Raw genomic sequence first — 22,761 nt, forward strand, 5'->3', positions numbered from 1 at the left:
CAATGACGAGCTGAAGACCAAGGTCGATCAGCTGACCGTCGCCAATGCCGATCTGCGCAACTTCTTCGAATCGACCGATCTGGCGGTCGTCGTGCTCGACAGCGACCTGCGGGTGCGCAGCTATACCGAGGCGGCACGGTCGATCTTCCCGCTCCAGCCGAGCGATCGCGGGCGGCTGCTCGCCGATGTATCGACGCGGCTGGCGAACACCGACTATCTCGACGGCGCGGCTTCGGTCGCGGCCGGCGGCGCGGCGATGCAGCAGCGGGTGACCACCCGCGGTGGCGAGCGGACGCTGTCGCTGCGCATCCTGCCCTATCGCACGCAGGGCGACGGTATCGACGGCGCGACCCTGGTGCTGACCGACATCACCGACGCGCTGAGCATGGAAAGTGCGCTGGCCGCCGAGCGTGAGCGGCTCGACCTCGCCATCAAAGCGGGCGGGATCGGCGTGTGGGAATATCGCGCGGACACCGGCGAATCGATCCTCGACGAAATCTGTCGCGAGCTGTTCGGCTTCAAGACCGAGGACGATGCGCATTCCCGCCTGCTGTTCGACCGCATCGCCGCCGAGGACCGCCCCACCGTCGAACTGGCGCTGGCCGAGGCGATCGCGGCACGCGGCGATTTCGAGACGACGTTCCGGGTCAACGCCGATGGTCAGGAGCGCTGGATCAAGGGGTTCGGCCGCGTCATCACCGAAGCGCCGCCGCATCGCATGGTCGGCGTATCGATCGACGTGACCGCCGAATATGCGGTCGCCGAAACCCGCGAGCTGATGCTGCGCGAGATGAACCACCGGGTGAAGAACCTGTTCGCGATCATCTCGGGCATCGTCTCCGCCGCCTCGCGCTCGCATGACGATGTCCGCGAAATGGCCGAGGACGTGCGCGAACGCATCGCGACGCTGGGCCGCGCCCATTCGCTGGCCTCCCCCGCCGGCGAGCAGCAGTCGATCGAGTTGCGCGCCCTCGTCGAGGCGACCATCGCCCCGTATAAGGGGCAGTCGTCGATCACCATCGACGGCCCGCGCCTGCTGGTCGATCGGCGCTGCCTGTCGCCGCTGGCGCTGATCCTGCACGAATGGGCGACCAACTCGGTCAAATATGGCGCGCTGGCGACCGCACACGGTGTGCTGTCGGTTACCTGGCTGCTCGAGGACGGCCAGCTTCGGCTGGAATGGAGCGAGACCGGCGGCGAAACCGCCGATACCGATTCCGCCAAGGGCTTCGGGACGCTGCTGGTCCAGACATCTTCGCGACAATTGGGGGCGACGCTGGAGCGGGATGCCACCGATGGGCGTTATCGCCTTCGCCTCCTTCTGCCGGACACGGTGCTATCGCATGACTAAAAAGATATTGCTGGTCGAAGACGAGTTTTTCGTAGCGCTCGACCTTCAGACGATCATCGAGGATGGCGGCTACACGGTCGACGGGCCGTATGTCAGCGTGCAGGAAGTGCTCGATCATCTGGACGGTGAGCATCCCGATCTGGCCTGCGCGATCCTGGACGTCCGGTTGCGCGACGGCGAGGTCTTTCCGGCGGCCGAGCGGCTGCACGAAGCGGGGGTGCCGCTGATCTTCCATTCGGGTCATGCCGACGAACGCGCGCTGCAATCGCGCTATCCGGGCGCAGCGGTGTGCGGCAAGCCCTGCTCGCCCGCGCTGCTGCGTCGCACCCTGTCGATGGCGGTCGCAGGGCCTGACGAAGGCGATCGCGCGGCCAGCTGACGCCGCGATCCCAAAAGCTAACAGCGCGACGCCCCTTTACTTGTAGGACATTATCGCAGAGACTTCCCCCGAAAATGGATCGGGGGAGGCGGCGATGATCGCTCGCGAATATATGTATGGCGCAGGCCGGCGAGGCATGGGGTGGATGTTATCTGCCGCCCTATTAGGATTGACCGGGATCACGGCATCGGCGAGCAGTCCGACAATTGCCCAGCCCGTGGCGGCCGGTGTCACCCAGCGCGTGGCGGATGCGCTGCGCCGGCTTCCCGCCCTCAACGCGCCGTTCCGGGGCAGCATCACTTTGCCGGACACCGCCGCCGATCTGCGCGAGCTTGGCAGTGCGCCCGAAAACGTTTCCATACGCTGGCGATCTTCGAACGCCTCGATCCTGTCCGATACCGATCGGGGCATGGGTGAGGACATCGTGCGCAAGGGCGCGGTCCGGCGCGACGGGGTCGATCGGCGGGTCAGGCTGACCGCCACGATCACCGCGCCGGGCGCGGCTCCCGCGACGACGAGCTTCGATCTCCGCGTCCCCGCCAAGGTCAAGCCCGACCCGAAACAGGCCTATCTCTTCGTCTATTTCACCGCCGACACGGTCGAAGGCGAGAAGCTGCGCTTCGCGGTGTCGGAGGGCAACAACGCGCTGCAATGGAAGCCGCTGAACGACGCGCAACCGATCCTGGAGTCGACGATGGGCACGCGGGGCCTGCGCGATCCCTTCATCCTGCGATCGCCCGAGGGGGATCGCTTCTTCCTGCTGGCGACCGATCTGTCGGCGGGGCGGACCGGCTGGGGCGGTGCGACCGATCAGGGCAGCCGCTATCTGGAAATCTGGGAGTCGACCGACCTGATCCATTGGGGCGAGCAACGCCACGTCAAGGTCAGCGCCGACGCCGCCGGCATGACCTGGGCGCCCGAAGCGCATTATGATCCCAGCATCGACGCCTATGTCGTCTATTGGACCTCCACCCTGTTCCGCGACACCGCGCACCGGCAGAATGACGGCAATGGTCCGCAGATCCTGATCTCGACCACCCGCGACTTCCGCCACTTCACCACCCCCCGCCCCTGGTTCAAGGCCGCCGACCTGCCTTTCCTGGTCAAGGACAAGGGGATGATCGACGCGACGGTGCTGAAGGACGGCGACTATTATTATCGCTTCACCAAGGTGTCGGAGGCGTCGGGATGCCCCTCCGCCGACATTATGGCGCAGCGTTCGCGGTCGCTGCGCGCGACGACCGCATCGGGGGCGTGGGAGACGATCGACCGCTGCATCGGCCGCCGCGCCGGCACGCCCGAGGTCGAGGGGCCAAGCGTGTTCGCGGCCAATCCGGGCGATAGCAGCGGCTTCCGCTATTATCTGTGGGTCGATAATTATGGCGGGATCGGCTATATTCCGCTCGCGACCAATTCGCTGACGCCACCGATCAAATGGACCTATCCTAAAGACTTTCGTCTGCCCAAATCCCCACGCCACGGATCGGTGCTGTCGATCACGACCAGGGAGCGCGACGCCCTGATCGCGCGCTGGGGCCAGGCCTCGCCGACCATGGCGGGGACGCCCCGATGAGCCGGCATCATCGCCTGATCCCCGCGCTCGCCCTGGCGATCGGCGTGATACCTGGCGTGGTAGCCAGCATGACCATCGCGGCCGCTCAGGGGGATACGCCAGTTCCCCCCGCCGGGGGCTGGGTCGTACCGCCGGTCCTCGCCTCCGGCACGCGGCTGCCCGCGCCGCCTGGGATACCGATCCGGTGGTCGGCACCGGGATCGGTGGTACAGGGCGATCGTCTGATCAATCCCGGCGATGCGCCGATCATGGTCGCGCTGACCGGTCGGCAAACCGTCCCGAACGGCCGCCCGGTCATCAAGCGCTTCACCGTCACGCTGCTCGGCCGCGAGGCCCCTCGCCTGCGCGCCTATACCCGCACGCCGACCACCGCGCATGACGCGAACCAGCCGATCATCGCCCGCGCCGTCCATCTGGCGATGGCGAACGGCACCGATGCCGCCAGGCCGCTCAACGGCGATTACGGCATCGTCTTTCCGATCGGCGAATATGTCGGCATCGACCGCGTCGAGCATCGTGGCCTGTCGCGGCCCGCATTGTTCCACTTCGCTGATGGCAGTCTGGGCATCATCGCGACGCGGGTCACGCTGGATGGCAAGCCCGATGATACACAGGCGTCGAGCGCCCTGGTCTTCAAGAGCGATCCGGCCAGCCCCGCCGATTTCATCGAACTCGGGCTGATCGACCTGCGCACGACGGGCGGTGTTGTCGCCCCGCGTGCCGTATGGGACGGTGCCGCGCGCCGCTACCTGATCGCTTGGACGGACAATGTCGGCAAGCCGCAATGGACGGTCGTGCAGGATCTGGCGCGGACCGAGCGGGTCGCGACTCCCTTCTATCCCGAACAGGGCGGCCGCCGCTCGCGGATCGTGTCGCGGGGCAATGTCGGCGTTCCCCAGGGCGGCACGCCGGTCGGCCTGATCGACGACGTGGCGATCGACGCCCGCACCGCCGCCGCGCTGACCACCCGCTATGGCCGCATCACCAACATCGCCAGCCGGATCGCCCCCCAGCGCATGACGGCGGGCGGCGACCTGCCACCGGTGCGGGCGGAACTATCCTATTCGGACGGATCGACGGCGACGCGCGCGGTCGACTGGGACGCCGCCGATCTGGCGCGGCTGCGCACGAAAGGTCCCGGCACCTATCAGGTCCATGGCGCCATCCGGCAGCGCCGCTATCCGACGATCTTCGCCTATAACCGCGCCGACCCGGTGATCCACCGCTACACGCAGGGCGGCCGCACCCGCTATCTGTTCATCGCCACCGACGATACCGACAACAACAATGTCGGCTCCCCCCATCTGCCGATCCGCGTTGCCGACAGCATCGCCGCGCTGAGCGACGATCAGGGCGGCCGGGCGCGCGAGGTCGATCTACTGAACCGCCTCACCCGGCGCGACCAGACCGCCGAGGGGCGGGTCATCGCCGGCTGCTACTGGGCGCCCGAACTGCACGAGATCGGCGGCCGGCTCTCCATCCTGTTCGCGCCGTGCTTCAACCCCAAGGATGACCGGTCGAATGTCGACGGGGCCTGGCATACGGTCACCTCGCACATCATGCAGCTTCGCCCCGGCGGCGACCCGGCCAACCCCGCCGACTGGTCACGCCCTGCCGCCATCCGGAAACAGGACGGCACACCGCTGGGCCGCGAGGGCTTTGCCCGCAACATCAGCCTCGACATGTCCTATTACGAGTCCGGGGGGCAGGCCTATTACACCTGGTCGCAGCGTTACCTGACCGATAGCGGCCCGATCGGCGATCCGCTGACCTGGAGCGCGCGGGTCGATCCGGCGCACCCGACGCGGCTGATGTCGTCGCCCCGGCCGATTATCGCGCCGACCCGGTCGTTCGAGGAAAACCTGTCCGAAGGCGCGTTCGCCGTTCATCATGACGGCCGCATCCACCTGATCTATTCCAGTTCGGGGGTCAGCCCGACCTATGTCGTCGGCGGCGCCTGGGCGCGCAAGGGCAGCGACCTGACCGACATCGACAGCTGGCACAAATGGACCGCCCCACTCCAGCATAGCGAGCCGATGCCGCCGGGCGTGACCGACTATCGCCGGTACGAACAGGGCATCGGCCACGGCGCGTTCACGACGGACGAGGACGGCAACCTCCTCTATGTCTATCATAGCTGGGGCGACGGCGTCGGCGGCAACGGGCGGGACACGCGGCTGCGCCGGGTGCACTGGGCCGTGGATGGCCACCCCGTGCTCGACATGACCGAGGATGAGGAGGTCGCCCCCGCCCATCGCCGGGTGACGATGCAGGTGACGGTCCGGCGGCGTTAGCCCCGCCGGACGATCACCGCGCCGGCGATGACGAGCGCCACGCCCAGCAGCTTGCCCGCCGTCACCGGCTCGACCCGGACGCCGAACAGGCCGAAATGGTCGACGATCAGCGCCGCGATCAGCTGGCTGGCGATCGCCGCCGTCAGCGCGACCGAAATGCCGAGGCGCGGCGCGGCATAGGCCAGCACCGCGACGAACCCCGCCCCGTAAAAGCCACCCAGCCAGGCCCAGCCCGGCGCCCCCTTCAGCGCCGCCGGACTGGTCCGGTCGATCGTCGCCCAGGCGATGGCAAGGACCACGGTGCCGATCAGGAACGAGGTCAACGCCGCCAGCACCACCGATCCCGACGCCTTGGCCAGCGCGGCATTGGTCGGCGGCTGGATCGCGAGGCCAAGGCCCGCGATCAGGACGAGGATGAGCGGAAAAATGGCGGCCATATCGGCGGACCCAACGCTGGGAGCGCTACTTCGTTCAGCCCGAGCGCAGCAGCGCCACCCCGGCATCCCGCTCGAATAGATAGAGCGCGGTTCGTGCCGCCTGTCCTCTGGGCGCCTCCAGCCCGCCATCACGGTCGATCAGCAGCCGCGCGTCGTCCTGCGCACATTGCATCAGGTCGGCCATGTTCTCGGGTGTGGCCAGCCGGAACGCCATCTCCCCGGATTGCCGCGTGCCGAGCAGTTCGCCAGCCCCGCGCAATCGCAAATCCTCCTCAGCGATGCGGAAACCGTCATTGGTTTCGCGCATGAGGGCAAGGCGCGCCCGCGATGTCTCCGACAAGTGCGAGCCGCGCAGCAGCAGGCAACGCGACAGACCCCCGCCCCGCCCGACGCGTCCGCGCAACTGGTGGAGCTGCGCCAGGCCGAAGCGGTCGGCGTGTTCGATGACGATCAATGTCGCGTTGGGCACATCTACGCCGACCTCGATCACCGTCGTCGCGACCAGCACGCCCAGCCGCCCGCCCGCGAACGCCTCCATCACGGCGTCCTTTTCGGCGGGCTTCATCTTGCCATGGACGAGGCCCAGGCGATCCTCGAAGCGGGCACGCAAGGTCTCGGCCCGCATCTCGGCGGCGGCGAGATCGGACTTCTCGCTCTCTTCGACCAGCGGACACACCCAATAGGCCTGTCCCCCGTCCGACAAATGACGGCCGAGCGCATTGACCACCTCATCAAGACGATCCTCGGACACCACGCGCGTCTCGATCGGCTGGCGGCCCGGCGGCATCTCGTCCAGGCGGCTGACGTCCATCTCGCCGTAATTGGCGAGCGTCAGCGTGCGCGGGATCGGCGTGGCCGTCATCGCCAGCAGATGCGGTGGCGCCTTGCCCTTGGCGGACAACATCATCCGCTGCGCCACACCGAAGCGGTGCTGCTCGTCCACCACGACCAAAGCGAGGTCGCGGTACGTCACGGTGTCCTGGAAGATCGCATGGGTCCCGACCAATATGTCGATTTCCCCCGCCGCCAGCGCCATCAACGTGGCTTCGCGGGCTTTGCCCTTGTCGCGGCCGGTCAGCACCGCGATCTCCACTGGCAAACCCGCCAGCGTCTTGCGCAGCGTCTCGTAATGCTGGCGCGCGAGGATTTCAGTCGGGGCCAGCATCGCCGCCTGCGCGCCTGCCTCGACCGCGATCAGCATCGCCATCGCCGCCACCAGCGTCTTGCCCGCGCCCACGTCACCCTGAAGCAGCCGCAGCATCGGCGCGTCCTGCGCCAGATCGCCCTCGATCTCGCGCACCGTCCGGCTCTGTGCGCCGGTCAGCGTGTAGGGCAGCTTGAGCATGTCGCGCAGCCGCCCGTCGCCGTTGAGCGCCCGCCCGCGCCGCTTGCGAGTGTCGGCGCGGACCAATGTCATCGCCAGCTGGTTGGCGAATACCTCGTCATAGCCCAACCGCTCGCGCGCCTTGGCGTCCGCCGGATCGGCATGGATGCGGGCCAGCGCCTCCCGCCAGTCGGGCCAGCCACGCTGCGCCTTCAGCCCCGGCTCGATCCATTCGGGCAGTTCGGGCGAACGCTCGACCGCCTGTGCCGCCAGCGCGCCCAGTCGCCGCGAGGTGATCCCCTCCGACAGCGGATAGATCGCCTCCCGCTCGCGGAAATCCTCGGCGCTGTCGCCCAGATCGGGGTGCACGATCTGCAAATCCTGGCCATACAGGTCGAGGCGACCGGACACGATTTTTGTCTCGCCGATCGGCAGCAGCTTTTTCACCCAGCCCGAATTGCCGCCGAAATAGACCAGCGCCACGCTGTTGCCCGCGGCATCCTCGGCCCGCACCCGTGTCGGCCCGCGGGGGGAAGACGAGGCGCGGTGTTCCTTCACCGTCAGCGGTATCGAAATCACCCGCCCCGCATCCGCCATCATCAGCTCATCGCGCGGGAAACGGTCGATATGGCCGGTCGGCAGATGGAATGCGACATCGACCACGCGCGCGATGCGCAGGCGTTCGAGCGGCTTGGCGAGACCGGGCCCGACGCCTTTCAGCGACGTGACCTCGGCGAACAGCGGATTGAGGATATCGGGACGCATGACTAGATGGGTCTGTATAGCCTTTGCTTCGCACGCCGCCAGAGCGTGTGGAGCCTATTCTCGTTGGATCGGAATCCCATGGACCACGAAACCCGTATCAAGCGCCTTCGCTTCCGCGCATGGCATCGCGGCACCAAGGAAGCCGACCTGATGATCGGCGGCTTTTTCGACGCGCATCACGAGACGCTGTCGGCAGAGGAGCTGGATTGGTTCGAGGCGCTGCTGGAAGAACAGGATGTCGACATCATGGCCTGGGCGATCGGGACGCAGCCCTGTCCGCCTGAGTGGGACGGCCCGGTGATGCAGCGGATGCGCGCCCTGAATTTCGTGCCGATCGCCCGGTAACTTATTCATGCGCTGATGATTTGATCTGAGCCTAGCCCCTCTCCTTCAGGGGAGGGGTTGGGGTGGGGCCTCACCAAGAGCACCAACGCTCGCGGAAGCGCTCCACCCCCGGCCCCTCCCCTGAAGGAGAGGGGTGAAGGACGCAGATGACATCATGCCCTAACTTCCAAGTCTCGGAACCCCATGCCCGATATCAAGACGATCCTGACCGCCAAGAGCCCGCTGACCCTGTCGGGCGTTCCGGCGGGGTTCCTGCCCGTGCTGCTCGCCGATCTCGCCCGCGCCGCGACGGCGCGCGCGGTGTTCATCTGCGCCGACGAAGCGCAGATGCGCGAGCTGGCCTCGACCGCGACCTATTTCGCGCCCGAGCTGGAAATCCTGCAGATCCCCGCCTGGGACTGCCTGCCCTATGACCGCGCCTCGCCGACCTTACGCGTCATGGCGGAGCGGATCGCGGGGCTGCACCGGCTTCAGGCCAGGCCGAAGACACCGCAGCTCGTCCTGACCACCGCCAACGCTGCGACCCAGCGGGTGCTGACGCCGTTCCGTATCCGCCAGCTGGTCGCCCGCCTCGCCCCCGGCGAGCGGATCGGGCTGGAGAAACTGTCCGCTCTACTCCAAGCCAACGGCTATGTCCGCACCGAGACGGTGCACGACCAGGGCGAATTCGCGGTGCGCGGCGGACTGGTCGACCTGTTCCCCAGCGGCGAGGAACAGGCGTTGCGCCTCGATTTCTTCGGCGACGAGATCGAGAGCGTCCGTACCTTCGACCCCGCCGACCAGCGGACGACGGGCCGGGTGGAGGGCTTCACCCTGCTCCCCGCGTCCGAGGCGCTGCTCGACGAGGAATCGATCAAGCGCTTCCGCACCCGCTATCGCGAAACCTTCGGCGCGACCGCGACCGGCGATCCGCTTTATCAGGCGGTGTCCGAGGGGCGGCGCATGGCGGGCATGGAGCATTGGCTGCCGCTGTTCGAGGAAAAGCTGTCGACGCTTTTCGACCATCTGGGCGACGGTGCCGTTGTGGTACGCGACAATGGCGTGACGGCGGCGGCTACCGCACGGTTCGAGGCGGTGGCCGACTATTACGAGAACCGCAAACGCGCCGAGGCCGCCCAGCCGGGCAGCTTCCGCCCCCTGCCCGCCAAATCGCTCTACCTGGCGCCCAAGGAATGGGACGAAGGGCTGGAGACCGCGACTGCGCATCTCGTCTCGCCTTTCCACGAGCCGGAAAGTGCGACCGTCCTCGATTTCGAGGTGGACGGCGCGCGCGACTTCGCGCCCGAACGCGCGGCCCACGCCAACATCTATGAGGCGGTGGTCGACCATGTCGAGGCGCTGCGCAAGGAAGGCCGCAAGCCTGTCCTCGCCAGCTACTCGGTCGGCGCGCGCGAGCGGCTGGGCAGCCTGCTCAAGGATCACGGGCTGAAGGGCGCCAAGGCCGCCGAGACCTGGCAGGAAGCGTTGGGCATCGCCGATACGTCGAAGAGCTTCGGCGTCGCGCTGGTCATCCTGCCGCTCGACCATGGCTTTACCGCGCCGGGCATCGCGGTGCTGACCGAGCAGGACATGCTGGGCGACCGGCTGATCCGGCGGCAGAAGCGGCGCAAGTCGGCCGACGCCTTCCTGGCCGAACTGGCGACGCTTTCGCCCGGTGATCTGGTCGTCCACTCGGATCACGGCATCGGCCGCTATGAGGGGCTGACCTCGATACCCGTGGGCAAGAGCCCGCATGATTGCGTCGCCCTGTCCTATGCGGGCGGCGACAAGCTCTACGTGCCGGTCGAGAACCTGGAAGTCCTGACCCGATACGGTTCAGGCGAGGATGGCGCGAGCCTCGACCGACTGGGCGGCGAGGCCTGGCAGCGTCGCAAGGCGAAGATGAAGGAGCGCATCCGCGAGATTGCGGGTGAGCTGATCGCCACCGCCGCCGAACGCGCGCTGCGGCCCGGCGAAGTGGCCGAGCCCGACAGCGCGGGTTATCCGGCCTTTGTCGACCGCTTCCCGTACGAGGAAACCGACGATCAGGACCGCGCGATCGACGACGTGCTAGGCGACCTGACTGCAGGCAAGCCGATGGACCGGCTGATCGTCGGCGATGTCGGCTTCGGCAAGACCGAGGTGGCCTTGCGCGCCGCCTTCGTCGCGGCAATGGCGGGGATGCAGGTGGCGGTCGTCTGCCCTACCACCCTGCTCGCGCGCCAGCATTACAACAATTTCGTCGCACGGTTCGAGGGCTTCCCGATCAAGATCGGCCGCCTCTCCCGCCTCGTCACCGCGACCGAGGCGAAGAAGACCAAGGACGGGGCGGCGTCGGGCGACATAGACATCGTCGTCGGCACTCATGCCCTGCTCGCCAAGGGGGTGGAGTTCAAGCGGCTGGGCCTCGTCATCGTGGACGAGGAGCAGCGGTTCGGCGTGACGCACAAGGAGCGGCTGAAGGCGCTGAAGGCCGATGTCCATATGCTGACGCTGACCGCCACGCCGATCCCGCGCACGCTGCAAATGGCGATGTCGGGCCTGCGCGAGCTGTCGGTGATCCAGACGCCGCCGGTCGATCGCCTGGCGGTGCGCACCTATGTCATGCCCTGGGACCCGGTGGTGCTGCGCGAGGCGCTGCTGCGCGAACATTATCGCGGCGGGCAGAGCTTCCTCGTCACCCCGCGCGTCGCCGACCTGCCGGATATCGAGGAATATCTGCGCAAGGAGGTGCCCGAAGTCCGCTATGTCGTCGCGCACGGCCAGATGTCGGCGACCGAAGTCGAAGAGCGCATGTCCGCCTTCTATGACCGCAAGTTCGAGGTCCTGGTGTCGACCACCATCATCGAAAGCGGCATCGACATTCCGTCCGCCAACACGATGATCGTCAACCGCGCCGACCGCTTCGGCCTGGCCCAGCTTTACCAGTTGCGCGGCCGCGTGGGCCGATCGAAGACGCGCGCCTATGCCTATTTCGTCACCCCGCCCGAGCGGCAGATGACCGAAGCGGCGGAAAAGCGACTGAAGGTGCTGTCCGATCTCGACTCGCTCGGCGCGGGCTTCCAGCTTGCCAGCCACGATCTCGACATTCGCGGCGCCGGCAATCTGCTGGGCGACGAGCAGTCGGGGCATATCAAGGAGGTCGGCTACGAACTCTACCAGTCGATGCTGGAAGAGGCGATCCTGGAAGCCAAGTCCGGCGGCGCGTTCGAGCCGAAGCGCGACTTCAGCCCGCAGATCACCGTCGACGCCCCCATCCTGATCCCCGACGATTACGTCCCCGATCTCGACCTGCGCATGGGGTTGTATCGTCGTCTCAACGACCTCGAGAAGAACCAGGAGGTCGAGGCCTTCGCCGCCGAGATGATCGACCGCTTCGGCCCGCTGCCCGAGCCGACCGACAATCTGATCCAGGTCATCAAGATCAAGCTGAACGCCAAAAAGGCCTGTATCGCCAAGATGGATGTCGGCCCGCGCGGGGTGCTGGTCAGCTTCCACGACAATCGGCCCGCCAATGTCGATGGTCTGTTCGCCTATGTCGAACGGCTGGGCGAGCTCGCCAAGCTGCGGCCCGATGGCAAGCTGGTGCTCAACCGCGCCTGGCCCGATGCCAAGGCGCGGCTGCACGGGGCGCTGCAATTGTCGAAGGGGCTGGCGAAAGCGGCCGGGTAAACTCAAATCCTCCCCGGACTGCGCCCAAAGGGCGTGGTGCAGGGGCAAGGGGCTGGTACGAGCGTCACCGCCCTGCTCCTCCACCGCCGCTTCGCGGCGGCCCCCCTCCCCAAGCATAGCTCGGGGAGGAATTGGGCGTCAGCTGCTGTGGTCGGTCAGGATCTTCCAGCCATCGGCTCGACGCTCGAAGACCAGCGTCGTCATCCCGCTTTCCTCTTCCGCGCCGCCTGACAGGACCCAGCGCGCGAACAGGATGCGCCGTTCGCCGATCGGCCTGAGCCCGAGAAATTCGAAGCGCAGCTGGCCGCGACGATTGCTGCCGGCGACGAAGCTGGGCCGGTAATTCTCGGCGATCGCCGCGCGACCCCGGATCAGCCCCTTCTTGCCGACGAAGATCGCATCCGGCGCATAGATGGCGATGAAGCGCTCCAAGTCACCGCTATTCCAGGCGGCGGCACTCGCCAGCATCGCCGCGCGAATACCCGCCTCCGCCGGATCGGCGGCTTGGGCTGCGGGGGCCGCCACATAGGCCAGTGCGATCGTCGCCATCGTCACGCCGCGCATTGCATCTCCTCCTCGACCATCGCGATCAGCGCATCTTCTTCCAGACCGCCGGCGCGCAGGAACCCCTGATAGGTTTCACAACCCAATTGGCCGAGCAATTTGGCCTGTTCGGACGTCTCCACCCCCTCGGCGACGAGGCCCAGGCCCAGCTGGCTGGCGATCTGGATGATCCCGCGCACGACGATCCGGTCACGGTCCGCCCCGTCGACATGCGACACCAGCGCGCGGTCGATCTTGATGTAATCAATCGGCAGGCTGGTCAGATAAGCCAGGCTGGAATAGCCGGTGCCGAAATCGTCGATCGCCACCTTCACCCCCGCCTGCCGCAACTGGTCGAGCACGGTCGCGGCACGGTCGAGTTCGGAGATCAGCCCCGTCTCGGTGATCTCGACGGTCAGCCGTTCGATCGGAAAGCCGCTGCCCACCACCCGGTCGAGGAACAGCCGCGCGAAGCCCGCGCGCGCGACATCGGCGGCGGTGACGTTGATCGACAGGCGCAGATGCGACAGGCCGGCGGGCCAGCGAGCGGCGCGTTGCAGCGCGATCTGCTGGATATGGTCCGACAGCGCGAGCCCCAGATCGGCGCGCTCGGCCGCCGCGAACAGCGGGTCGGCGCCCAGCGGCCCGAGCGTGGGGTGCCGCCAGCGGGCCAGCGCCTCGACCCCGGTGATCCGCCCCGCCTTGATCGCCACCTGCGGCTGGAAAACGATGTCGATCTCGCCGCGCTCGATGGCGTGGTGCAGGTCGGCGCCCAACAGGTCGAGCGGCGCGACATTGCCGGGATGGGCGAAACGCAGCATCGCGCCGTCGCTCGCCCGCGCCGCGCCCAGCGCCTCGCCGGCCCGCGCCAGCAGCGCCGCCGGTCCCTCGCCCGGCTGATGCACCGCCAGGCCCAGCCGAACGCCCAACCGGATCGGCACCGCGCCCGCCTGGAACGGCGTGGCCAGCAGCGCCTCCAGCGTCTCGGCGATGGCGCGCGCGCGCTCAGGGTCGGCAACGCCGGCCATGACGAACTCGGCCCCGCCCGCGCGCGCGACGATCGCGACATCGCCGAACGCCTCGGCGGCGGCGGCCTGCATCCGTGCCTCGACCCCGCGCAGCAGCATGTTGCCCGCGGGTCGGCCATGCGCGGCGTTGATCAGGTCCAGCCGCGACAGCGCGACGATGATCGCGACGCACGGCTTGCCCCGGTCGACGACATCGGCGACCCAGCGATGGATTTCGCCGACCTCACCATCCGCATGGGTCCGCCGCCGCCGGACATCGAGCGTGCGGCGGGCATGACGCTCGGCCAGCTTGATCGAGGCATGGACCATCGCCGCATCCGCCTCGACCGGCAGGACATGGGTGGCGCCCGCCGACACGAAGGCGCGCAGCGTCTCGGGCGCGGCGTCGGGCAAGGCGACGAGCATCGCCGCACCGGTCGCGGCGATCACCGCACCCAGCGCCTGCGCGGCGCGCAGCGCCGGCTCGGCGGCCTCGCGCGCGTCGATCAGGGCGACCCGCGCCTCGCTCGCCAGGAAGGATGCGACCAGTGCATCGCCCGACGGCGGCTCGCCATCGCGCGGCGCCATCGACCAGATCGCCCAGCCCGCCCGCATGACCGCTTCGTCCAACATCGCAGGATGTCGGAACGAAAGCGTAAACACCGCCGTTCCGCCATGGTGGGCGTTAAATCCGAATTCATCCTGCGTCATGCACGCACCCTATCCATCGGCATGAGGATCACCAATGCCAATCGGCCTTGCTGGCGTCCCGTCATGGGGCTACCCTCATGACGATGGTCAGTGCCGATAACTCGACCGAACGGTCGCTGATCGACCAGCATGGCCGCACCATCCGCTATCTGCGGATTTCGGTGACCGACCGCTGCGATCTGCGTTGCCGATATTGCATGGCGGAACAGATGACGTTCCTGCCGCGCGCGAAGCTGCTCAGCCTCGATGAAATCGCGATCATCGCCGAACGCTTCATCGCGCGGGGCGTCACGCGCATCCGCCTGTCGGGCGGCGAGCCGCTGGTCCGGCGTGACGTGGCCGATCTGGTCCGGCGCCTTGGCAGCCATGTCGGGCACGGGCTGGACGAACTGACCATGACCACCAACGGCACCCGGCTGGCCGAGCATGCCGACGCGCTGGTCGATGCGGGCATCCGCCGGATCAATGTCAGCCTGGACAGCCGCGATCCGGAGCGTTTCCACTATATCACCCGGCATGGCGATGTCCGACAGGTGATCCATGGCATCCTTTCCGCGCGCGACGCCGGCCTTATGATCAAGATCAACATGGTCGCGCTCAAGGGGCTGAACGAAGACGAAATCGCTTCGATGCTATCATGGTGCATTTCGGAGCGATTGGACCTGTCCCTGATCGAGACAATGCCGCTCGGCGCGATCGACGAGGATCGGGTCGATCGGTTCCTGCCGCTGACCACCGTGTTCGACCGGCTGTCGACGGAATTCCCCCTCGTCCGCGCCGGTCATCGCACCGGCGGCCCGGCGCGTTACTGGCAGGTGGAGGGCGCGACCACCCGGCTCGGCCTGATCTCGCCGCTCACCGCCAATTTTTGCGACGGGTGCAACCGGGTGAGGCTGACGACCGAGGGCAAGCTGTATATGTGCCTGGGCCATGAGGATCAGGTGGATTTGAAGGCGGCGCTCCGTGACGGCGGTATCGCCGGGCTGGACGCGGCGATCGATCGCGGGCTGGCCGCCAAGCCGGCGCGGCACGACTTCCGGATCGAGGCCGGGGCCGCGCCGGCCGTCGGCCGTCATATGAGCGTCACCGGCGGATGAGCGCGCCCATACGGCGTGCGCTCGTCGCCTCGCCCACCGCGCAGGCCCAGACAGCGGCCGAGCAACTCGCCAACAGCGCCGACTGGGTCGATTTCGACGATGCCGATTACGTCATCGCGCTGGGTGGCGACGGCTTCATGCTGCAGACGCTGCACCGGATGCTGGAGCGGCGGCGCGGCCCCGTGCCCGTGTTCGGCATGAACCTAGGCACGGTCGGCTTCTTAATGAACGAGTGGCGCGGCTATGGCCTGGAGGACCGGCTGGCGCGCGCCAAGCCGTTCCGGGTCACGCCGTTGCAGATGACAGCGACCGGCATCGATGGCCGCGTGCAGACGCTGCCCGCGATCAACGAGGTGTCGCTGCTCCGCGAAACCCGCCAGACCGCCAAGCTGGAGGTCATGGTCAACGAGCGCGTCGTCCTGCCCGAGCTGGCCTGCGACGGCATCCTGGCCGCCACCCCGGCGGGGTCGACCGCCTATAATTTCTCGGCGCAAGGACCCATCCTGCCGCTCGGCTCGGCACTGATCGCGCTGACCCCGATCAGCCCGTTCCGCCCCCGCCGCTGGCGCGGGGCGATCCTGCCCGACAAGGCGCGAATCTCGATCCGCGTACTCGACCCCGGCAAGCGGCCCGTCTCCGCCGTCGCCGACCAGCGCGAGGTGCGCGACGTGGCGCAGGTCGACATCTGCATGGATCGTTCGCGCGAGCTGACGCTGATGTTTGATCCCGAACACGCGCTCGACGATCGCATCACGATGGAGCAGTTCGTCGCCTGACGGCAACGGGGGAACTGCTCGTCACCTGACAACGGCGGTTATCCACAGTTTTGGAGGCCCGGCTTACGCAAAACCGTCAAAAAAGGGGTTGCGGCATTTTTCGAGCCGTTTATAGGACCCCTCCACAGCGCCGGAACATTCCCTGATAGCTCAGCGGTAGAGCTCTCGACTGTTAATCGAGCGGCCGTAGGTTCGAATCCTACTCAGGGAGCCACCGGCGCTGTAAAATCCAAGATCGCGGCTTGAGCAAAAGCTCGCCGGCGACCCCCTTCCAAAAATCCATCTGATCAGCATATCGACCGGGCAGAGACCGCTCATGGTGCGTTATCTACACCTGCCGGCCCACGCCGTTTGTCATGCGCATTGGCGCTGACGTCGTAACGTCTGGGTGCCTACTCGCCCCATATTCCTCCCCTGCAAGGAGAGGTGGCAGGCCGAAGGCCTGACGGAGGGGTGTCCCGGCCCGAGAGATCGGTCGACCTCACAACCGACAACACCCCCATTAGATCGTTACGGAATTGGTGTTTCCCCGCTCTTCACCCCATCCCGCGACGGCTGGGATAGTATGAAGAGTTTCGCAGCGATCCCCCCATCGGGGGCCGCCTAGGCCTAATCGACATTCAGCCCGCCTCACCTTCTTTCCTCTCCCGCTGGGGGGAACCGAAGGATGTCTCCGATCGTGGCTGCGGCCCACCTCTCAGACCGGGACACCCCTCCGTCAGGCCTTTCGGCCTGCCACCTCCCCTTGCAGGGGAGGAATGCGATGACTGTCGATCAGACTTGAACGATACGCCTCAGAAGGCCGACCAATCGTCCGCCGCGACCGCGCTGCCGTTCGCGACCAGCCGAACCGGCGATCCCGTCCGTCCGCCGGCCGGGGCGGTGGCGCGCGGCGTGATCGGGGAAGTTGCGGCTGCGGCTGCGGCTGCGGCGGCCCGAACCCGGAAGCGCGCGACATGGCCGTTCAGATCATCGGCCTTTTCCGACAGTTCGCGCGCGGCGGCGGTGGTTTCCTCGACCATCGCGGCATTGCGCTGGGTGACGCCGTCCATCTCGTCCACCGCGACGTTGACCTGACCCAGCCCGGTCGCCTGCTGCTCGGCCGAGGACGCCAGGTTGCGGACCAGCGCGCTGATCTCCGCCACCCGCTCGATAATCTGTTCCAGCGCCCGTCCGGTCTGGGCAACGAGTTCCACCCCCGCCTCGATCTGCTCGTTGCTGCTGGTGATGCGCGCCTTCACGTCCTTGGCCGCATCCGCCGAGCGCTGGGCGAGCGCGCGGACTTCGCTGGCGACGACCGCGAAACCCTTGCCCGCGTCCCCGGCGCGCGCCGCCTCGACGCCCGCGTTCAGCGCCAGCAAATTGGTCTGGAAAGCGATGCCGTCGATCACGCTGATGATCTCCGAAATCTCCTGGCTTGAGCGTTCGATACCGTTCATCGCGGCCACCGCATCCCGGACGACCTGACCCCCGCCCTGCGCCGCGCTGGTCGCGTCGGCGACCGCGACATCGGCGCGCTTGGCGTCGGCGGCGGACTGGGCGACCACGGTGGTGATCTGATGCATCGAGGCGGCGGTTTCCTCCAGGCTGGCCGCCTGCTGCTCGGTCCGCTGCGACAGGTCCTCGGAGGCGGAGCGGATTTCGCCCGACGCGGCGCGAAGCCCCGCCGACACGCCGCTGACCGCCTGCATCGCCTGCTCCATCGTCGCCATCGCTTCGTTGAAGTCGGTGGCCAACCGCGCGAACGGCTCCTCCAGTCGGGCGTCGATACGCGCGGTCAGATCCCCGGCCGACAGCGCCTGCAACCCGGTGCCGACGGTCGAGACGATCAGCGCCGCCTGCTCGTCCTTCTGCCGGTCCGCGCGGGCCAGCTGATCGCGCAGGGCGGCGGCGGCGCGCATCATGTCCCCGATCTCGTCACGCGCGCTGTTCGCCGCGATCGTGACCGAGCGCTCCCCCGCCGCGAGCTGCGACAAGGTGCCGCTCATCGCGCCGACCGGCCGCGCGATCACCCGCACCAGCGTCAGCAGCATCGCCACCGTCAGCAGCGCGACCAGCAGGACGGTGCCGATCATGATCAGCCGGCTGACCGAATAGGTGCTCTGCGCCTCCCCGACCAGATCGTCGATCGCCCGCGACTGCTTCTGGCGAAGCGTATCGGCCGCCTTGTTCGCGACGATGAAATAGGGTGCCGCCGCCCGGAACAGCGCGATGGCATTGTCCGCACCCGCCGTCGCCGCGCGCGAGGTTTCCTCGGCATGGCTGCGATACTCGTTCCACGCGCCGACAAAGGCGTCGAGCGCCGCGCGGGTATCGTCGTCCGCCAGACGCGGGCGCAGCCAGGCGGAGCGCTCCGCCACCTGATCCCGCAGTTCGTTGATCCGCCGCTGCGCCGTTTCGCGCGCGTCGGGCGTGACGGCGAGCAGATGCTGCCCGACCGTGGCGCGATAGGTCGCGGTCGCGGCATTGATGACGGCGATCGCCTCGAGCTGCGAGCGTTGTTCACCGCCCAGGTTGACAGCGACGTCGCGCATCTCGCTCAGCCGGACGACGGCCAGCGTCGCCAAACCCAGCAGCGCGATCAGCAGCACGGAAAAACAGGCGATCAGTTTCCCTGGAATGCGCATGTTCTGCACGGAGGCTGTTCCTTTTTAAACCAACTACGCCCCCCGGCGCTGGTCGCCTCCCTGCCGCCGCGACATTAAACTTTCGTCATAAATCTGCGTTAACCCGCCTTAACGAAGCGACGTTTCGCGTCAGCCATCGATGACGTGCGGCACGAAACGCGCCGTGTTCGACGTGATCAGCCCGCCTTCGCGAATCCCCATGCCGGCCGCCGCGCCGTCGACGATCCAGCTGCCGATCACCGGAAAGCATCCCGGCGCCATTTCGGGCAGGCGGTAGAGCGATTGATAGACATAGCCCTCGTCACCATAGTCCCCCGCCGTTTCGGCGATGATGGTATCGGCGCGGCGGATCGAGACATTGGCCCCCTCGCGCGACAGGAGCGGCTTGGCGACCGCATCGCCGCTCGGGACCGTGAAGCTGGCGGGCAGCAGATTGGGATGGCCGGGAAACAGGTTCCACAGGACCGGAAGGATCGCCTTGTTGGACCAGATCATCTTCCAGATCGGTTCGATCCACAGCAAGTCGCCGCGCGCGAGATTGTCGAGCAGGTGCGGCGCGAACCCCTCATGCACCAGCCATTCCCATGGATAGAGCTTGAACAGGGCCCCGATCCGGATGTCGCGCCCGTCGACGAAGCAATGATCGTCGTGGTTCCACCCGATCTCCTCCATCAGCAGCGGCTGGGTGGCGATGCCCGCCGCCTCGGCCGTGTCGCGCAGATAGGCGGCGGTGATCGCATCCTCGCCCGACAGATCGTCGACATGCGCGACATGCAGCGTGGCGGGCAGCATGGGGGCCAGTTCGCGCCACCGCGCCACCAGCGCCTCGTGCAGGCCGTTGAACTGGTCGAGCGCCGGAAGACATTCGCTCTTCCAGTCCCATTGCACCACCGCCGCCTCCAGCAGAGAGGTGGGCGTATCGCAGTTGAACTCGAACAGCTTGGGCGCATCCTGCCCGTCGAAACCCAGATCGAAGCGGCCGAAATTGAGCGCGGGCGGCTCCGCCTCCCATGCCTCGCGCACCGGATCGTGAAAGGCGGGCGGGATGCCGAACCGCGTGAGCAAGGCCGGGTCACTGACCACCGCCTCCCCCGCCGCCAGGAACAGCCGGTACAGTTCGATCGTCGCCGTCTCGATCCGGTCGATCTCGCAGGCGGTAAAGCGATAACAGGCGCTTTCATCCCAATAGGGACGCTCCGCCCCGGCATGCCAGACCAGCCCCAGCGCCTCGACCTTGGCCTGCCAGTCGGGACGCGGGGTCAGCGTGTCGCGGATCACGAGCGGGCGCCGCCGAAATGATGCGCCGACGATCCGAAGCCGCCCCGGCTGATCGCCGCCGACCGGGTCATCGCGGTACTGGCCGGCGCGGTCTGATAGCGCATACCGCCGGTCGCACGAAAGCTGCCACCGCGCGCGCGTTCGCCGACAAAGGGAATGATCCCCCCGCGCCGGAGGAAATACCAGTGCGCCATGCCGCCACCGCCGCCGACCCGGTGCTGACGGCATCGATCGTCGGGCAGGCGCTTGCCTTGCGCGTCGGTGCAGATCGCGGTGTCGGTATCGGCGGTCCAGCCGTCATCCGCCGAGGCGCGGTTGCATCCCCCCGCGAGCAGCGCAGCTGCCAGCGCGGTCGTCCATTTCAAATCAAAGGCCATGAAAAACTCTCCCCGCGCCATCATGGCGCAGGTCGATCCCGCTTGGCCAGTCCCGGATGCTTCACATAAACGAAGGGCGTCGATCCCCGTCCGACCGACGCCCCCCGACCATGACCGCGATCAGCGGCAGCGGACCTTGCCGCGATCGATCGAACGGCCCAGTAACGCGCCACCACCCGCGCCCAGCAGCGTACCCAGCGTCCCGCCGCCGATCACATTGCCCAGGACACCGCCGCCCAGCGCACCGACAACCAGACCGGTCGTCCCGTCATTGCGCTTGCAATAGGTGCGGCCGTCGCGTCCCCGGAAAACCTGGTCGTTGCGCCCCAGGCGGCGCTCGCGATAATTGCCACGCCGATAGTCGCGCGACGGTTCCCAGTCATTGCGGTCGCCATGCCAGCGATAATCGCGATTCTGCGCCATGGCGGGGGTCGTGGCGATCGGGGCGGCGACGGTCATCACGGCCAGCGCGGCGAGCAGAGGGGCTTTCATCGGAACTCTCCTTTTCAGACGACTGCTCAACGCGTTAGGGATGCGGCCGTTCAATTACGGCCGAAGCGATGGCATCATCCGGCCGGCTGGCGCATTGAGCATCCATGCAACAGGCTACCACCATCCTATCCGTCGACACGCATGGTCAGGGGCTGACCGAGGTCACCCGCGATGTCGCCGCGTGGGTCCGCGCGCAGGGCATGACCGAGGGGCTGCTGACCCTGTTCTGCCGCCACACCTCGGCCTCCTTGATCATCCAGGAAAATGCCGCGCCCGAGGTGAGGACCGACATCCTCGCCTATTTCGCGCGGATCGCGCCGGAGGATCGGCGGGCCTATGCGCATGACGATGAAGGGCCGGACGACATGCCCGCGCATCTGCGCGCGATCCTGACGGGCGTGCATCTGTCGATCCCGCTGATCGACGGGCGGCTGGCGCTGGGGACATGGCAGGGCATCTATCTGTTCGAGCATCGTCGCGCGCCGCATCGCCGGTCCATCGCGCTCCACATGATGGGCGAATGAGCAACATTTCATCGCGGGAGCAAAACTGTTCATCGCCCGTTCTGCGGTGATGGGATAAGGTTTTCACGCTCTCGGTCCGTCCGGGCAGCAGGAAAGGAAATGATGACCATGCAATTCGGTCGAAAGGTCGCTCTTGCCCTGGTGGGCGCCAGCACCCTGATGGTCGCCGGCTGCGCGACCGAAACCACCTATCGTCCGGCCACGGGATCGGGCTTCTACCGGACCGGCTATTCCGATCAGCAGCTGGAGCCCGGCCGCTTCATCGTCAGCTTCGCCGGCAACACCGTCACCTCGCGCGACACGGTCGAGCGCTATCTGCTGTTCCGTGCGGCCGAACTGACGCTGGCCAATGGCTATGACTATTTCGTGATGGCCGACCGCGATACACAGCTGCGCTCGCGCACCTATTCGACGCCGGGTGCCTTCGGACCGGGCTTCGGTGGCTGGGGCGGCGGCTGGTGGGGCCCCTCGTGGCGCTATTATGGCCGCGGCTTCGGCTGGCGCAGCTGGGACCCGTTCTGGGGCGATCCCTTCTTCGGCAACAACATGGATATCAATACCATCGACCGCTACGAAGCGACCGCCGAGGTGGTGATGCGCAAGGGCCCGATCCCGCGCGACAACCTCCGTGCCTTCGACGCCCGCGCGATCGTCAACACGATCGGGCCGACGGTGGTGCTGCCGAAGTAATTCCGCACACCGATCGAGCGATTGGGGCGGTCACCTTCAGGGGTGGCCGCCCTTTTCTATTGGGTCGGGTGTTTGCGGCGGGCCATTGACCAGGCTCCAGTACACGCTGGCCATTCGCACTTTCCGGAGAGGGAACGCGCGCCCTGACGAAGCGTCCAAGTATGATAGTGGTCGACTGGGTCAGTATCGCATGATGCTTCGAGGTCAGTCCCCGGTCGGCAAGGAAATTATTCAACACCGCTGCTCTTCGAGTTCTTCGTCTGATTTGAGACAGGAAATTGGAGCGCGGTGTCCGGCATGCGAGGAGACGGACCCGATCAAGCGGGGATGGAAGTCGGGCTATCCCCGGTTGCGAGGCAAGGCTAATCTTTCTCACTGGAGACGCCCTGTGGCAGGCCTGTGGCCTGCTTCTTTGCCTAATGGGTGAGTGACAGAACGCAAGAAAGCCCCGGAGCGGCGATGCTACGGGGCTGGGGCTGTGTTTGCGTGTGGTGTGATGGTTGCGGGGGCAGGATTTGAA

The 22,761-nt window shown here is 67.2% G+C and carries 18 protein-coding genes and 1 tRNA gene; 11 read left to right on the plus strand and 8 right to left on the minus strand.

The window, feature by feature from the left end; genetic code table 11:
* Positions 1-52 precede the first annotated feature (52 nt).
* The 4 genes from GGR48_RS18125 to GGR48_RS10650 all read left to right on the plus strand — a co-directional run bounded on the left by GGR48_RS18125 (position 53) and on the right by GGR48_RS10650 (position 5,597).
* Positions 53-1,351 carry a sensor histidine kinase gene (locus tag GGR48_RS18125; protein ID WP_276207998.1) on the plus strand — a complete coding sequence of 433 codons (1,299 nt, stop codon included), beginning with the start codon at positions 53-55 and terminating at the stop codon, positions 1,349-1,351.
* Complete coding sequence (locus GGR48_RS10640) at positions 1,344-1,730, plus strand: response regulator (protein WP_183951882.1); 387 nt, start codon at positions 1,344-1,346, stop codon at positions 1,728-1,730. Before GGR48_RS18125 ends, GGR48_RS10640 begins: the two co-directional genes overlap by 8 nt.
* Before the next feature lie 145 nt (positions 1,731-1,875).
* A complete protein-coding gene (locus GGR48_RS10645; RefSeq protein ID WP_206362470.1) occupies positions 1,876-3,303 on the plus strand; it encodes a glycoside hydrolase family 43 protein in 1,428 nt (475 codons plus the stop codon).
* Positions 3,300-5,597, plus strand: a complete 2,298-nt coding sequence (locus GGR48_RS10650) for a family 43 glycosylhydrolase (protein WP_183951883.1) — start codon at positions 3,300-3,302, stop codon at positions 5,595-5,597. The genes GGR48_RS10645 and GGR48_RS10650 overlap by 4 nt, the downstream gene beginning before the upstream one ends.
* Here the strand turns inward: GGR48_RS10650 and GGR48_RS10655 are convergent.
* Together GGR48_RS10655 and recG are read right to left on the minus strand one after the other, a co-directional pair.
* Positions 5,594-6,034, minus strand: a complete 441-nt coding sequence (locus tag GGR48_RS10655; RefSeq protein WP_183951884.1) for a DMT family transporter — start codon at positions 6,032-6,034, stop codon at positions 5,594-5,596. The two genes, GGR48_RS10650 and GGR48_RS10655, sit on opposite strands and share 4 nt — an antisense overlap.
* Before the next feature lie 34 nt (positions 6,035-6,068).
* Entirely contained in the window at positions 6,069-8,123 is a 2,055-nt protein-coding gene (gene recG / locus GGR48_RS10660; RefSeq protein WP_183951885.1) for an ATP-dependent DNA helicase RecG, read from the minus strand.
* Between the two features lie 78 nt (positions 8,124-8,201).
* On the opposite strand from recG, the gene GGR48_RS10665 reads away from it, so the two are divergent.
* Both GGR48_RS10665 and mfd read left to right on the plus strand, forming a co-directional pair.
* Positions 8,202-8,468 carry an FAD assembly factor SdhE gene (locus tag GGR48_RS10665; protein ID WP_183951886.1) on the plus strand — a complete coding sequence of 89 codons (267 nt, stop codon included), beginning with the start codon at positions 8,202-8,204 and terminating at the stop codon, positions 8,466-8,468.
* Positions 8,469-8,651: 183 nt separating this feature from the next.
* Complete coding sequence (gene mfd / locus GGR48_RS10670) at positions 8,652-12,119, plus strand: transcription-repair coupling factor (RefSeq protein ID WP_183951887.1); 3,468 nt, start codon at positions 8,652-8,654, stop codon at positions 12,117-12,119.
* Positions 12,120-12,257: 138 nt separating this feature from the next.
* On the opposite strand, the gene GGR48_RS10675 is transcribed toward mfd, so the two are convergent.
* On the minus strand, positions 12,258-12,683 hold the full coding sequence (locus tag GGR48_RS10675; protein ID WP_183951888.1) for a YybH family protein: 426 nt from the start codon (positions 12,681-12,683) through the stop codon (positions 12,258-12,260).
* Complete coding sequence (locus GGR48_RS10680; RefSeq protein WP_183951889.1) at positions 12,671-14,302, minus strand: GGDEF domain-containing phosphodiesterase; 1,632 nt, start codon at positions 14,300-14,302, stop codon at positions 12,671-12,673. Before GGR48_RS10680 ends, GGR48_RS10675 begins: the two co-directional genes overlap by 13 nt.
* Before the next feature lie 161 nt (positions 14,303-14,463).
* Here GGR48_RS10680 and moaA point away from each other — a divergent pair, with 161 nt between their 5' ends.
* The 3 genes from moaA to GGR48_RS10695 all read left to right on the plus strand — a co-directional run bounded on the left by moaA (position 14,464) and on the right by GGR48_RS10695 (position 16,467).
* Positions 14,464-15,477: a GTP 3',8-cyclase MoaA gene (moaA, locus tag GGR48_RS10685; protein ID WP_420854060.1), complete on the plus strand. Its 1,014-nt coding sequence runs from the start codon at positions 14,464-14,466 to the stop codon at positions 15,475-15,477.
* Positions 15,474-16,253, plus strand: a complete 780-nt coding sequence (locus GGR48_RS10690) for an NAD kinase (RefSeq protein WP_183951891.1) — start codon at positions 15,474-15,476, stop codon at positions 16,251-16,253. Before moaA ends, GGR48_RS10690 begins: the two co-directional genes overlap by 4 nt.
* A 139-nt stretch (positions 16,254-16,392) precedes the next feature.
* Positions 16,393-16,467, plus strand: a tRNA-Asn gene (locus GGR48_RS10695).
* A 580-nt stretch (positions 16,468-17,047) separates the two neighbouring features.
* Here GGR48_RS10695 and GGR48_RS10700 read toward each other — a convergent pair.
* The 4 genes from GGR48_RS10700 to GGR48_RS10715 all read right to left on the minus strand — a co-directional run bounded on the left by GGR48_RS10700 (position 17,048) and on the right by GGR48_RS10715 (position 21,027).
* Positions 17,048-18,880, minus strand: coding sequence for a methyl-accepting chemotaxis protein (locus tag GGR48_RS10700; RefSeq protein WP_240456021.1), 1,833 nt, complete (start codon positions 18,878-18,880; stop codon positions 17,048-17,050).
* A 129-nt stretch (positions 18,881-19,009) separates the two neighbouring features.
* Positions 19,010-20,158 carry a glutathionylspermidine synthase family protein gene (locus GGR48_RS10705; RefSeq protein ID WP_183951893.1) on the minus strand — a complete coding sequence of 383 codons (1,149 nt, stop codon included), beginning with the start codon at positions 20,156-20,158 and terminating at the stop codon, positions 19,010-19,012.
* Positions 20,155-20,535, minus strand: a complete 381-nt coding sequence (locus tag GGR48_RS10710) for a hypothetical protein (protein ID WP_183951894.1) — start codon at positions 20,533-20,535, stop codon at positions 20,155-20,157. Before GGR48_RS10710 ends, GGR48_RS10705 begins: the two co-directional genes overlap by 4 nt.
* A gap of 120 nt (positions 20,536-20,655) precedes the next feature.
* Positions 20,656-21,027: a glycine zipper 2TM domain-containing protein gene (locus tag GGR48_RS10715; RefSeq protein ID WP_183951895.1), complete on the minus strand. Its 372-nt coding sequence runs from the start codon at positions 21,025-21,027 to the stop codon at positions 20,656-20,658.
* A 104-nt stretch (positions 21,028-21,131) separates the two neighbouring features.
* Here GGR48_RS10715 and GGR48_RS10720 point away from each other — a divergent pair, with 104 nt between their 5' ends.
* Together GGR48_RS10720 and GGR48_RS10725 are read left to right on the plus strand one after the other, a co-directional pair.
* The gene (locus GGR48_RS10720; protein WP_183951896.1) at positions 21,132-21,551 is read left to right on the plus strand and encodes a secondary thiamine-phosphate synthase enzyme YjbQ; all 420 of its coding nucleotides are present in this window, start codon (positions 21,132-21,134) and stop codon (positions 21,549-21,551) included.
* Between the two features lie 108 nt (positions 21,552-21,659).
* On the plus strand, positions 21,660-22,241 hold the full coding sequence (locus tag GGR48_RS10725) for a CC0125/CC1285 family lipoprotein (protein WP_183951897.1): 582 nt from the start codon (positions 21,660-21,662) through the stop codon (positions 22,239-22,241).
* Positions 22,242-22,761: the final 520 nt, after the last annotated feature.

It is taken from the genome of Sphingomonas pseudosanguinis, from assembly GCF_014196255.1.
Lineage (GTDB): Bacteria > Pseudomonadota > Alphaproteobacteria > Sphingomonadales > Sphingomonadaceae > Sphingomonas > Sphingomonas pseudosanguinis.

Bases quoted from the DNA above. Each gene is read 5' to 3' on its own strand.
- GGR48_RS10640 (WP_183951882.1), top strand. From the start codon at position 1,344: ATGACTAAAAAGATATTGCTGGTCGAAGACGAGTTTTTCGTAGCGCTC.
- GGR48_RS10645 (WP_206362470.1), top strand. From the start codon at position 1,876: ATGTTATCTGCCGCCCTATTAGGATTGACCGGGATCACGGCATCGGCG.
- GGR48_RS10650 (WP_183951883.1), top strand. From the start codon at position 3,300: ATGAGCCGGCATCATCGCCTGATCCCCGCGCTCGCCCTGGCGATCGGC.
- GGR48_RS10655 (WP_183951884.1), bottom strand. From the start codon at position 6,034: ATGGCCGCCATTTTTCCGCTCATCCTCGTCCTGATCGCGGGCCTTGGC.
- recG (WP_183951885.1), bottom strand. From the start codon at position 8,123: ATGCGTCCCGATATCCTCAATCCGCTGTTCGCCGAGGTCACGTCGCTG.
- GGR48_RS10665 (WP_183951886.1), top strand. From the start codon at position 8,202: ATGGACCACGAAACCCGTATCAAGCGCCTTCGCTTCCGCGCATGGCAT.
- mfd (WP_183951887.1), top strand. From the start codon at position 8,652: ATGCCCGATATCAAGACGATCCTGACCGCCAAGAGCCCGCTGACCCTG.
- GGR48_RS10675 (WP_183951888.1), bottom strand. From the start codon at position 12,683: ATGCGCGGCGTGACGATGGCGACGATCGCACTGGCCTATGTGGCGGCC.
- GGR48_RS10680 (WP_183951889.1), bottom strand. From the start codon at position 14,302: ATGTTGGACGAAGCGGTCATGCGGGCGGGCTGGGCGATCTGGTCGATG.
- moaA (WP_420854060.1), top strand. From the start codon at position 14,464: ATGGTCAGTGCCGATAACTCGACCGAACGGTCGCTGATCGACCAGCAT.
- GGR48_RS10690 (WP_183951891.1), top strand. From the start codon at position 15,474: ATGAGCGCGCCCATACGGCGTGCGCTCGTCGCCTCGCCCACCGCGCAG.
- GGR48_RS10700 (WP_240456021.1), bottom strand. From the start codon at position 18,880: ATGCGCATTCCAGGGAAACTGATCGCCTGTTTTTCCGTGCTGCTGATC.
- GGR48_RS10710 (WP_183951894.1), bottom strand. From the start codon at position 20,535: ATGGCCTTTGATTTGAAATGGACGACCGCGCTGGCAGCTGCGCTGCTC.
- GGR48_RS10715 (WP_183951895.1), bottom strand. From the start codon at position 21,027: ATGAAAGCCCCTCTGCTCGCCGCGCTGGCCGTGATGACCGTCGCCGCC.
- GGR48_RS10720 (WP_183951896.1), top strand. From the start codon at position 21,132: ATGCAACAGGCTACCACCATCCTATCCGTCGACACGCATGGTCAGGGG.
- GGR48_RS10725 (WP_183951897.1), top strand. From the start codon at position 21,660: ATGCAATTCGGTCGAAAGGTCGCTCTTGCCCTGGTGGGCGCCAGCACC.